Genomic DNA, 12,373 nt, shown 5'->3' on the forward strand with positions numbered 1-12,373 from the left:
GGCCATATGGATAACAGCGCTTATTGATCAGGACACGTACATGCCCCATGCCCCAGCCCAGCAGGCTACTACCGCCCCGGCTATCGATGAGTCAGCGCTTTATCGCAAGGTTATCTGGCGCCTCATACCGTTCCTGTGCTTCTGCTACCTGGCGGCCTATCTCGATCGAATCAATATAGGTTTCGCCAAGCTACAGATGCTTGATCAACTCCAGTTCTCCCAGACTGCCTATGGGTTGGGCGCTGGCTTATTCTTTGTGGGCTATATCCTGTTCGAAGTGCCCAGTAATCTTGTGCTCGAGCGGGTAGGGGCACGACTCTGGATCGCGCGGATCATGATTACCTGGGGGCTTCTGTCAGGCGCCACGATGTTTGTAACTGAGACGTGGCATTTCTATCTTGTCCGCTTTCTGCTGGGTGCCGCAGAGGCTGGATTCCTACCCGGAGTCTTGTATTACCTGACGCGCTGGTTTCCGTCTTATCGCAGGAGTCGCGTCATCGCGTTGTTTATGATCGGCCTACCCTTGTCCAGTCTGATTGGCGCTCCGGTCTCCGGGTGGATCATGAGTCGTTTCGATGACGTTTCAGGTCTGGAAGGCTGGCAGTGGCTATTCCTGCTTGAGGCAGCGCCAACCGTTCTGCTCGGACTGGCTACGCTCGTTGTTCTGCCCAACGGAATCCATGAGGCAAAGTGGCTGACGGATGAACAGAAACGTATTCTGGAGGCTCGTCTAGCCGAGGATGAAGCCTCCAATCCCAGCACCCGCACATCGTTCAAGGACGGCTTTTGGAGTATCAAGGTCTGGATGCTTGGCGGAATCGATTTTTCCATTCTGCTTTGCGCTTATGCCATTGGCTTCTGGCTGCCCACCTTTATCAAAGGTGCCGGTGTGACTGACACCTTCGAAATTGGCGTATTAACGGCTATTCCCAGTCTGGCAGGGTTGATTGGCATGCTGGTGATCGGAGCCAGCTCCGACCGTTATAGGGAGCGTCGCTGGCACATCATTGTGCCGTTTCTGGTCGGGGCGGCAGCGCTGTTTCTAAGTACGTTCTTTGCCGATGACGTAACCCTGTTAGTTGTCCTGTTCTCGATCGCATCCGGCGCCGTCATCGGTGCGGTGCCGGTATTTTTCAGCCTGCCCGCGACCTTTCTTAAAGGGACTGCTGCTGCGACGGGGTTTGCGCTGGCATGCTCGCTGGCCAATATTGCCGGTCTGGTCAGTAATTCCCTGATGGGCTTTGTCATGGACCTGACCCAGAGCAGTGCCATTGCCTTATGGTTGTTTGCAGCGTGCCTGTTGCTTAGTTGTCTACTGGTAATTGCCCTGCCGCCAAAGGTCGTGAACCGTTGAGGACGCGTCGCACCTGTTATTAACCAATCAGTTACGGCTAATCAGCCAGACGCCACCGCCAATTAATAACACGCCGGCCGCCTTGCCCAAGGTGACCGGCGCTTCACGAAAGCCGGCCCAACCGAAGTGGTCCAAGGTTAAAGACATAACCAGCTGGCCAGCGATTACGATGGCCATAAACAGCGTGGCGCCAATGCGAGGCCCGGCATAAGCTGCTACGGCAATAAAGCACATGCCCAGCAGGCCGCCGCTCCAATGCCACCATGAGAGATCCTTTAAGGCGCTTAGAGAAGGAAGTTCACGCTGTGAGGCTGTTAGAAGGCAAAGAGCAAGCAAGCCGACCGCGAAGGAAACCGTGGCTGCTGCAAAAGTACTAGAGAGCTGGCGTGCCAGCTGTCCATTGATGCCAGCCTGAAGGGGCAGGCAGGCACCGGCGAAGAAGGGAAGGGCAAGAAGCCAGACAGGCATGACGTTCTCCTGAGTAAAAGGGGGAAGGCAGTATGCCTATTGCTGATAGTTTTCACGAAGCGAACAGGAGAAACCAGAGCATGTTTAGCCATATTCAGGTTGGTGCGCGTGATTTGGTTCGTTTGACTGCGCTCTACACGGCGGCGCTCGATGAACTAGGTTGATACGTCTGCCGAATGAGGATGATGGTGGCTACGCGGGTGCCAGATGGCAGTATCCTGGGCAGCGCTGGCTCTGTTGTTGGGAGCTTGAGATCAGTCTGGCTGACCCAGGGGGCCTGTTTACACGCCTCCTGGATAGCTGATGAGCCAACGATGCAGGTAACGACTGTACCTGCATGCCTGATGCTAAAGGCGTCGGCTTAGTGCCCAGGTAGCGTATCCGGGGCGTCTGGCTTGTCATGGACGCCAAAGCGGTCGACCAGCGTGGCGCTGGCCTGGTTCAGGCCAATCACCTCGACTAACGTACCCTCCCGGCGGAACTTGAGAACGATACTGTCCAGCGCCGACACAGCCGTGATATCCCAGAAGTGGGCATGAGTAAGGTCGATTACTACATGCGAAGCCGCTTCCTTGAAATCGAAGGCCGCCGTGAAACGGGTCGTCGAGGCAAAGAATACCTGACCTTTTACTGCATATATGCGCGTGTCGCCTTCCTTGCGCGGCTCTATCTGCAAGTAAAACGCGACCTTGTTAGCAAAGAACAGCGCGGCCAGCAGAACACCGCTCAATACGCCAAACGCCAGGTTATGGGTAAATACCACTACGGCCACGGTAACCAGCATCACAATGTTTGTGGAAAGGGGATACTTACTCAGGTTACGAATCGAATCCCAACTGAAGGTACCAATGGACACCATGATCATCACGGCTACTAGCGCCGCCATGGGAATTTGCGAAACCCAGTCACCCAGAAAAACTACCAGGATCAGCAGAAACACGCCCGCGACCAAGGTGGACAGACGTGAGCGGCCACCGGATTTCACGTTGATTACAGACTGTCCGATCATGGCGCACCCCGCCATGCCTCCCAGCAGACCGGACACGATGTTGGCTACGCCTTGCCCCTTACATTCACGGTTCTTGTCGCTGGGCGTATCGGTTAGATCGTCAACAATGGTCGCGGTCATCATCGATTCCAGCAGGCCTACCACGGCAATGGCGGCAGAATAAGGAAAGATGATTAGTAGCGTATCCAGGGTGAGCGGCACGTCAGGGAGTAGGAAAACCGGCAGGCTATCAGGCAGCTCGCCCATGTCGCCTACGGTACGTACGTCCAGGCCCATTATCATCGAGACGGCAGTTAGAAGCAGGATACAGACCAGTGGAGAAGGAATGACCTTGCCTACTACAGGTACGTAAGGGAACAGGTAAATAATACCCAGACCCGCTGCGGTCAGAGCATAGACATGCCAGGTCACGTGGGTCAGTTCCGGCAACTGAGCCATGAAAATAAGAATGGCCAAGGCATTGACGAACCCGGTAACTACCGAGCGTGACACGAAGCGCATCAGCGAGCCTAGCCTGAGATAGCCGACAATGATTTGTAACAGGCCGGTGAGGACGGTAGCGGCTAGCAAATATTGCAAACCATGATCACGTACCAGTGTAACCATCAGGAGTGCCGTAGCGCCGGTTGCTGCGGAGATCATGCCCGGACGTCCACCTGCAAAGGCAATGGTGACGGCAATACAGAACGAAGCGTACAGACCGATCTTTGGGTCGACCCCGGCAATGATGGAAAAGGCAATGGCCTCTGGGATCAGGGCAAGGGCTACAACCAATCCGGCGAGTAAATCCCCGCGTAGGTTGTAAAGCCAGTGGGTCTTGAGTGTCTGCAGCATAGTGGTAATAGCCTGGAAAACAATGAACGTTAAGCCAACCCGTACGACACGCCACAGTGTCGAGGCATTGAAAAGTGTGCGGGTAGGATGAAATCGCTACCTGTCGAAAGGCAGGCGCACGCATGCTTCATGAAAGTCATGAGGCGGGAGGGCAGGAAAGGCTATGGCGGCGTAGGCAGCCAGCAGAAGGACAACACAGTCATGCGATCTGATAGTCAATGTATAAAAAGATACCTTACCCGATTATAACCTTTGATGTCGAACGTAAACCTTTATCTAACCCTTGCTTATCGAAAAGGTTACTGCCCAAGCGTTTTCATCAGTGACAAATATAAGAGCGCCTAAATTCTATAAAATTGTGCGCTTCATCAATATTTATTGTTATTAATCAAGGGGATAGAAAGGAACTGACGGCTGGGTCCGATATCTAAAGGCGACGCCGCGAGGTGGCTAGTCGCGTAGTACAGGCGTGTGGGAGCAGCTCCTCCACTTCTTTGCATGAGCGACAGATCCGCCTCTAGGAGCAGACGCCTGTGTTCGTCGCTTCGAATGCAGTCACCGGAATGAAGTAAATGACGTAGCCGGGAGTGAGTTGCATGGATATCGGATATCGCAGGGATATTGACGGTCTTCGGGCCCTTGCCGTCTTGTTCGTGGTCCTGAACCACGTCGGTATGGATCTTTTTGCAGGAGGCTATATCGGTGTAGATGTCTTTTTTGTGATTTCAGGCTACCTGATTACGAAAAAGACCGTACTGGAGTTAGAAAGCCAAGCGTTCAGTTTTACCTCCTTTTATGTTCGACGCGTGCGACGGCTGCTGCCAGCCTTTGTCGTTGTTGCCCTGGTTACCAGCCTTATGGCGCTGGTGATTCTTTTACCCAACGATCTTGCCCATTACAGCCGTAGCCTGATAGCCGCTCTGCTGTCGGTATCGAATGTCTATTTCTGGCATTCCAGCGGAGGGTATTTCTCACCGACTGCTGATGAGTTACCGCTTCTGCATACCTGGTCACTGGCTGTCGAAGAGCAGTACTACATCCTGTGGCCGGTGTGTCTGGTACTTGGGTACCGTTTCCTGAGCCGGCGTACCTTTACCTATCTGACGGGTGTCGGCCTGCTGGCTGCTATTGTCCTATCCGAGTGGATGGCTCGATCCAGTCCTGATGCGGCGTATTATCTGTTGCCGGCCCGAATGTTCGAGCTGTTGATCGGCAGTGTACTGGCGCTCTATGGCGCGCGTCTTCCTGCGCTGGGCCGGTTGGCCAGCGAGGCGGTCTCGCTGGTCGGGCTGGGCCTGATCCTGGGCGCTGGCTTTACCTTGAGCGAGGGCAGTCGCTTTCCTGGCCTAAATGCGCTTTGGCCGTGTCTGGGAGCCGCTCTATTGATCTGGGCTGGTGAGTCCCACCTGACAATGGCCCGGCGTCTGCTGTCGCTACGCCCACTGGTCTTCATCGGAATCATTTCCTATTCACTGTATCTCTGGCACTGGCCGCTGATCGCCTTTGCCCATTACATCGAGCTGCCCTGGCAGGCCGCTACTCAAATCGCCTTGGTCATCCTGTCGATTGGCGTGGCTATTCTTAGCTGGAAGTTCGTTGAGCTGCCGTTCCGGTTCAAATACAAGTTTCCGCCTCTTCGTACCTATACACTGCTGTACGGTACACCGCTGTGTCTGGGAGCTGTGTTGGTCTTGGCAGTCTGGCAGACTCAAGGTCTGCCGCAGCGCTACGATACGGCAACCTGGCGTATGATCGATGCAGTGAATCAGCGTTTCGAGACCCGGCCGGGCAACTGTTTCGTCGATGAGTTCGGTACGGCAGTGCTTCAACGGTGGTCGCCCGAAAAGTGCAGATTGGGGGACGTTGAGCGTCCCAAGCCTGATGTCCTGTTAGTTGGCGATTCCCATGCTGCTGCCAGTCTGGGCATGATTGATGTCTTGCTCAAGGATGCAGGTTTGCGTGGGTATGATATGACCCGCAGCGGTACTGTTTATCTGCCCGGTTTGGACAAGGTCTACATTACGCGTCCGGGTAACCGAATGGATCCTTCCATCGAGTTGACCCATCCGGTCATCACTGAAGCCATACGGTCCGGAGGGTACAAGTACGTCATCATGGGCGGACGCTGGCCTATGTACCTTCAGGGCATGAACGAGCCAGGTTTAAGTGCGTTCAATCGTCTGCAGCAGGGTCCGCTGACAACAACGGAGCAAAGTGTGGCCCTGTTGCGGACCGGGTTAGAGAATGCTCTGAAGATTGTTGAGGCGTCTGGAGCCATACCGGTCATCATTGAAGGCATCCCGGAAATCGGCGTAGGCCAGAATACCTGCGTGATCAAGAACCGGTTGTTCGATGCGCGGCACGATTGCTCTGTGCCACGAGCCGCCATCTCGGAGCGGCAGGCACGGTTCGATGCGTTGCTGGCCGAGCTCAAACGCAAGCATCCTGCTCTTATCACATTAGACCCGAAAGAAACCTTGTGCGATAGCGAGCGCTGTTATTCCGCGCTGGACGATACGCCTGTGTATATGGATGGTAACCATTTGAATAGTGTGGGTTCTCAGATGGTAGGAAGATTGATGCTAAAGCACCGAGACAATCCTTTGTCAGCAGTTGATAGGAAAGCGCTTAGCGCAAGCAGTTAGAGATTTTCCTCAAGTCAAAGCGAAAGGGGCCGATATAAAAACAGGAGATAACGGACTACCAGCAAAAGGACAGGGGTGTGCTTTATGTGATAGAAAAATTGGTCAGTATTGATTCATAAAAGCTATTGCTAAAAGTATTTGACCTGCCGATTCCCGCTTCGTCGTCTCCTCTGTATTTGCGCCCCCCAACGAAGCCGGGCGATGTACCCGGCTTCATTCCTTTGATGAGGAGTCAAGACGTGGATATGAACCGTCGGCAGTTCTTCAAGGTCGCTGGTATCGGCCTTGCAGGATCGAGCCTGGCGGCACTAGGCATGGCACCGACGCCAGCTTTTGCCGAACAGGTGCGCCATTTCAAATTGGCGCGCACCATCGAAACGCGTAACACTTGTCCGTATTGCTCGGTCGGCTGTGGCTTGATCATGTACAGCCAGGGCGATAACGCGAAAAACGTTGCGCAGAATATTATTCACATCGAAGGCGACGCGGACCATCCGGTTAACCGCGGAACGCTCTGCCCTAAAGGTGCCGGCCTGCTGGATTTCATCCATAGCCCGAACCGCCTGAAATACCCTGAAGTACGGGAAGCAGGCTCTAACCAGTGGAAGCGTATTTCCTGGGAAGAGGCGATGACCCGTATCGTCAAACTGGTCAAAGAGGAGCGCGATGCGAGCTTCGTGACCCAGAACGCCCAGGGTCAGACGGTTAACCGCCTGACGTCGATCGGCTTCCTGGCTGCATCGGCTGCTTCCAATGAAGCGGGTTATCTGACACAGAAAGTCGTCCGCAACCTGGGTTTGATTGGTTTCGACAACCAGGCTCGCGTTTGACACGGCCCGACGGTGGCAAGTCTTGCCCCGACGTATGGCCGTGGCGCCATGACGAATACCTGGACAGATATTCGCAATGCCAACCTGATTCTTGTGATGGGCGGAAACGCTGCTGAAGCGCATCCGTGCGGCTTCAAGTGGGTGACCGAAGCGAAAGCCCATAACAAGGCACGTCTGATCGTAGTCGATCCGCGGTATACCCGTACGGCCTCTGTGTCGGACTACTATGCGCCTATTCGTACCGGGTCGGACATCGCGTTCCTGGGTGGGTTGATCAACTATCTGATCGCCAACGACAAGATTCAGCACGAATACGTTCGCAACTACACGGACGTCTCCTTCATCGTGAACGAAGGTTTCACGTTCGAAGATGGCTTGTTCAGTGGTTACAACGCCGAGAAGCGCACCTATAGCGACAAGTCCACCTGGAGCTATGAGAAGGGAGCGGATGGTTTCGCCAAGGTCGACCCGACCCTGGAACACCCACGTTGCGTTTTCCAGCTGATGAAAAAGCACTACAGCCGCTACACGCCGGAAGTGGCCAGCAATATCTGCGGCATGCCGCAGGACCGGATGCTGAAAATCTGGGAAGAGATTGCCGAGACATCTCAGCCTGGCAAGACCATGACCATTTTGTATGCCTTGGGTTGGACGCAGCATTCTATTGGTGCGCAGATCATCCGTACGGCGGCAATGGTTCAGTTGCTTTTGGGTAACATTGGCCTGCCGGGTGGCGGCGTGAACGCATTGCGCGGTCACTCCAACATTCAGGGGCTGACGGACCTGGGTCTGCTGTCCAACCTGTTGCCAGGCTATATGACTCTGGCCGGCGATGCCGAGCAGGATTTCAACGCCTATATCGCCAAGCGTGCCCTCAAGCCGCTGCGTCCGGGTCAGATGTCCTATTGGCAGAACTACGGCAAGTTCCATGTCAGCCTGATGAAGGCGTGGTATGCCGATGTGGCCACGGCTGAGAACAACTGGTGCTATGACTATCTGCCCAAGCTGGACGTGCCGGGCGCTGGTTATGATGTGCTGAAAATGTTCGACATGATGTCGCGTGGTGAAGTGCGTGGCTATTTCTGCCAGGGCTTCAACCCGATTGCATCGCTGCCGGACAAAAACCGCGTTGTAGCTGCGATGGCCAAGCTGAAGTGGCTGGTCATCATGGACCCGCTGGCGACCGAAACTTCCGAGTTTTGGCGCAATGCCGGTGAGTTCAACAATGTTGACACCGCTAGCATCCAGACCGAAGTGTTCCGCCTGCCGACAACCTGTTTTGCCGAAGAAGACGGCTCGTTGGTCAACAGCAGCCGCTGGTTGCAATGGCACTGGAAGGGCGCTGAGGCACCCGGCGAGGCGCGGACCGACGTGGCGATCATGTCGGAACTGTTCCTGATGCTGCGCGAGCGTTATCGCAACGAGGGTGGTGTTTATCCTGATCCGATCCTGAGTCTGAACTGGCCGTACAAGATCGCTCATGAACCATCTCCTGAAGAGTTGGCCAAGGAGTTCAACGGTTACGCGGTCAAGGATGTCACCGACGCAACAGGCGCTGTGGTGGCGAAAGCCGGCCAGCAGCTGTCGGGCTTTGCTCAGCTCAAGGATGACGGCAGCACCGCTTCGGGCTGCTGGATTTTCTGTGGCAGCTGGACCGAGCAGGGCAACCAGATGGCTCGCCGTGACAACAGTGACCCGTATGGTGTCGGGCAGAACTTGGGCTGGGCCTGGGCATGGCCGATGAACCGTCGGATTCTGTACAACCGTGCCTCGGCTGATCCGAGCGGCAAACCATGGGGACCGGACAAAAAGCTGGTCTGGTGGAATGGGAAGAACTGGGGTGGTGCCGATGTTCCGGACTTCAAGCCGGACAGTGCGCCGGAAGCCGGTATGAATCCGTTCATCATGAACCCGGAAGGCGTGGCGCGCTTCTTTGCCGTCGACAAGATGGCCGAAGGTCCGTTCCCTGAGCACTACGAGCCCTTCGAGACGCCCATCGGGGTTAACCCGATGCATCCGAAGAATGACAAGGTGATCAGCAGCCCCGTGGCGCGTGTTCTGCCTACTGTATGGGAATCGTTCGGCAAGGCCGACAAGTTCCCGTATGCGGCAACCACGTACCGCCTGACCGAGCACTTCCACTTCTGGACCAAGCATTGCCGTCTGAATGCGATCATCCAGCCGGAGCAGTTCGTCGAGATAGGCGAGGTGCTGGCACAGGAGAAGGGTATCGCGGCGGGCGACAAGGTGCGCGTGAGCTCCAAGCGCGGCTACATCGTGGCTGTGGCTGTAGTGACCAAGCGGATCAAGCCGCTTCAGGTGAATGGCCAGACCGTACACCAGATCGGTATTCCGCTGCACTGGGGCTTCTCGGGTCTGACACGTCACGGTTATCTGACCAACACACTGGTTCCGTTCGTGGGTGACGGCAATACCCAAACGCCGGAATCGAAATCGTTCCTCGTCAATGTGGAGAAGGCATAAATGGCCACTCAAGACATTATTGCCCGATCCGCGACGACCACTTCGGCTTCCTCTATCCGTCAGGTGGAGGAGGTCGCCAAGCTGATCGACGTCTCCAAGTGCATTGGCTGCAAGGCCTGCCAGGTGGCGTGTTCAGAGTGGAACGATCTGCGTGACGACGTAGGGCAAAACCATGGTACGTACGATAACCCGGCTGACTTGACTGCCGATTCGTGGACGCTCATGCGCTTTACCGAGCATGAAAATGCGGTGGGCGATCTGGAGTGGCTGATCCGCAAGGATGGCTGTATGCACTGCGCCGAGCCGGGCTGCCTCAAGGCCTGCCCGAGTCCAGGTGCGATCGTTCAGCACGCCAACGGTATTGTCGACTTCAACCAGGATCACTGCATCGGCTGCGGTTACTGCATCACCGGGTGTCCGTTCAATATTCCGCGAATCTCGCAGAAAGATAGCAAGGCCTACAAGTGCACCTTGTGTTCTGACCGTGTATCCGTGGGACTCGAGCCAGCGTGTGTAAAGACCTGTCCGACCGGGGCCATTACCTTTGGTACCAAGGAAGACATGAAGCATCACGCCGAAGAACGCATCGTCGATCTGAAGAGCCGTGGTTACGAGAACGCCGGTCTGTACGACCCGGCCGGTGTGGGCGGTACGCACGTTATGTACGTTCTGCACCACGCCGACAAGCCGGCGCTGTACAACGACCTGCCGAACGACCCTGCCGTCAGCCCGATGGTGAGCTTGTGGAAAGGCATTACCAAGCCCTTGTCACTGATGGCGATGGGTGCGGCCGTGCTGGCTGGCTTCTTCCACTACGTGCGGGTCGGACCGAACCGCGCTGATGAGGAAGACGAGGCGCATCATGAGGCAGCCGTTGAGCAGGTGAAGAAGAAGTCCAACGACGCTTCGGTGAAGACGTTCGATCCGAACCAACGCTGAGATGACGCCTCCCCTGCAAGCGGGGGAGGTAGTTCAGGAGCCATTAAATGAAAAAAGAGATCGTTCGTTACGGTGCCGGTGAGCGTACCAATCACTGGGCGGTGGCTATACTGTTCTTCATGGCAGGCCTGTCAGGGTTGGCGCTGTTCCATCCGGCGCTGTTCTGGCTGACCAATCTGTTCGGCGGTGGGCCATGGACCCGCATCCTGCACCCATTCATGGGCGTGGCGATGTTTGTGCTTTTCATGGGCCTGGTGATCCGGTTCTGGCACCACAACATTCTAGAAAAGCGGGATGTCCAGTGGGTAAAACAGATCGGTGATGTGCTGAATAACCGCGAGGACAAGCTGCCGGAAATCGGCAAGTACAACCCGGGACAGAAAATGCTGTTTTGGGTGTTGCTGGCGTCCATGTTGGTATTGATGCTGAGTGGAATCGTGATCTGGCGCGAGTATTTCAGCCATTTCTTCCCCATCAGTGGCATTCGGTTGGCAGCGTTGGCGCATGCGGTGGCAGCGTTCTTGTTGATCCTTTCGATCATCGTGCATATCTATGCCGGTATCTGGATCAAGGGCTCCATCGGCGCCATGCTGCATGGCAAGGTCAGCCTGCTGTGGGCTAAGAAGCATCACTCGCTCTGGTACAAGGACATCACGCGAGACAAGAAGTAAACGCGTCGCCGTGCTATGGCATGGCGCTCGCCGCTACAGACCAGGAGGTCTGTAGCGGCATCCCTAACCGAAGAGGTTTTCTGCGTGTCAGGCCAGATTCTCGAACCGGGGCAGATTGAAGCCTCGGCTACTACTCCTCCCTTCATTCATCTCCCACCCAAGACCCAGTTCAGCTACCGGGCCGAGCGCCTGGCTACACTGGCCGAAGGCAATCCATTACGGGATTACCTGCTGCTGGTCAGTGGAGTTTGCCGCGCCCAACAGCAGGTCTTTGACACGATGGCCGACTTGCCGCTGGATACGAAGCGAATCCAGCAGAGCCTAATCCATGGCCTGCCGCCCTTGAGCAGCGATACGCTGGTGCGTGAAGACGCCTGGTTGAGCGTGTTGGACGCCTTGCTCGATACGTACGAGGCGCCGGCTCATGCGGCTGTAGGCAGTGCATTAGAGCGACTGCACCAGGCAGATGCCGGACAGCGCAAGGCTTGGGCCATCGCCTTGACGAATGGACAATATGACCTTGTGCCGCCTGGCGTGGTGCCCTTTCTGGGTGCGGCATTGCAGGTGGCCTGGACGAACTGGTTGTTTCAACTCGACATGGAAAAAGTGCGCGAGTCGAAAAGTCAGACGCATTGTCCAGCCTGCGGCGCGCTGCCGACGGCCGGGGTCATCCGTCATCGCGGCAAGCATAACGGGCTGCGCTATCTGAGCTGCTCGCTGTGTTCCTGTGAGTGGCATTATGTGCGGGTCAAATGCACTCATTGTGAGAGCAGCAAGAACCTCCAGTACCTGTCATTGGAAAGCGATGCCGTCCTGGCGGACAAGGCGTCTCTGCGAGCCGAGGCCTGTCCCAGCTGCGAAACGTACCTGAAGCTCCTGTATCTGGAGCATGACACTCAGGCTGAGGCGCTTTCGGCGGATCTAGCCAGCCTGGCGCTGGATATGCGTTTGGGTGAGGAAGGGTTTCACCGGCAGGCGCCTAATTTGCTCTTGTCTCCAGGCGGTTAATAGCGCTTTTGCTTCTGCCATGAGCCGGAGCAGGACCGCCTGTGCCTGCTCCGGCTCATACAATGGGTCGCCGCCTTGGCCTTTCGCATCAATGCAGGCCTCGGCGTCCAGTTGTACACTCCCAGGGTCAG

General features: G+C 55.9%; 9 protein-coding genes. 7 read left to right on the plus strand and 2 right to left on the minus strand.

What is annotated here, in order from left to right; genetic code table 11:
• Positions 1–40: 40 nt before the first annotated feature.
• The gene (locus IQ22_RS10965; protein WP_145141659.1) at positions 41–1,354 is read left to right on the plus strand and encodes an MFS transporter; all 1,314 of its coding nucleotides are present in this window, start codon (positions 41–43) and stop codon (positions 1,352–1,354) included.
• Positions 1,355–1,381: 27 nt separating this feature from the next.
• Here IQ22_RS10965 and IQ22_RS10970 read toward each other — a convergent pair whose 3' ends face one another.
• Positions 1,382–1,822 carry a DMT family transporter gene (locus IQ22_RS10970; RefSeq protein ID WP_145141661.1) on the minus strand — a complete coding sequence of 147 codons (441 nt, stop codon included), beginning with the start codon at positions 1,820–1,822 and terminating at the stop codon, positions 1,382–1,384.
• Positions 1,823–1,854: 32 nt separating this feature from the next.
• On the opposite strand from IQ22_RS10970, the gene IQ22_RS23840 reads away from it, so the two are divergent.
• Positions 1,855–1,986, plus strand: coding sequence for a VOC family protein (locus IQ22_RS23840; protein WP_280177091.1), 132 nt, complete (start codon positions 1,855–1,857; stop codon positions 1,984–1,986).
• A 197-nt stretch (positions 1,987–2,183) separates the two neighbouring features.
• Here the strand turns inward: IQ22_RS23840 and IQ22_RS10980 are convergent, their stop codons facing one another.
• Positions 2,184–3,665 (minus strand): SulP family inorganic anion transporter, encoded by a 1,482-nt coding sequence (locus IQ22_RS10980; protein ID WP_145141663.1) that lies wholly within the window; start codon positions 3,663–3,665, stop codon positions 2,184–2,186.
• 596 nt (positions 3,666–4,261) lie between these two features.
• Between IQ22_RS10980 and IQ22_RS10985 the strand changes: the two genes are divergently transcribed.
• The 5 genes from IQ22_RS10985 to fdhE all read left to right on the plus strand — a co-directional run bounded on the left by IQ22_RS10985 (position 4,262) and on the right by fdhE (position 12,242).
• On the plus strand, positions 4,262–6,310 hold the full coding sequence (locus tag IQ22_RS10985) for an acyltransferase family protein (protein ID WP_145141665.1): 2,049 nt from the start codon (positions 4,262–4,264) through the stop codon (positions 6,308–6,310).
• Positions 6,311–6,549: 239 nt separating this feature from the next.
• Positions 6,550–9,624, plus strand: coding sequence for a formate dehydrogenase-N subunit alpha (gene fdnG / locus IQ22_RS10990; protein ID WP_145141667.1), 3,075 nt, complete (start codon positions 6,550–6,552; stop codon positions 9,622–9,624).
• A complete protein-coding gene (gene fdxH / locus IQ22_RS10995; RefSeq protein ID WP_145141669.1) occupies positions 9,625–10,563 on the plus strand; it encodes a formate dehydrogenase subunit beta in 939 nt (312 codons plus the stop codon).
• Positions 10,564–10,610: 47 nt separating this feature from the next.
• Positions 10,611–11,234 carry a formate dehydrogenase subunit gamma gene (locus IQ22_RS11000; RefSeq protein ID WP_145141671.1) on the plus strand — a complete coding sequence of 208 codons (624 nt, stop codon included), beginning with the start codon at positions 10,611–10,613 and terminating at the stop codon, positions 11,232–11,234.
• Between the two features lie 84 nt (positions 11,235–11,318).
• Positions 11,319–12,242 (plus strand): formate dehydrogenase accessory protein FdhE, encoded by a 924-nt coding sequence (fdhE, locus tag IQ22_RS11005; RefSeq protein WP_145141673.1) that lies wholly within the window; start codon positions 11,319–11,321, stop codon positions 12,240–12,242.
• The last annotated feature ends 131 nt before the right edge of the window (positions 12,243–12,373 follow it).

It is taken from the genome of Pseudomonas duriflava, from assembly GCF_007830155.1.
GTDB lineage: Bacteria > Pseudomonadota > Gammaproteobacteria > Pseudomonadales > Pseudomonadaceae > Chryseomonas > Chryseomonas duriflava.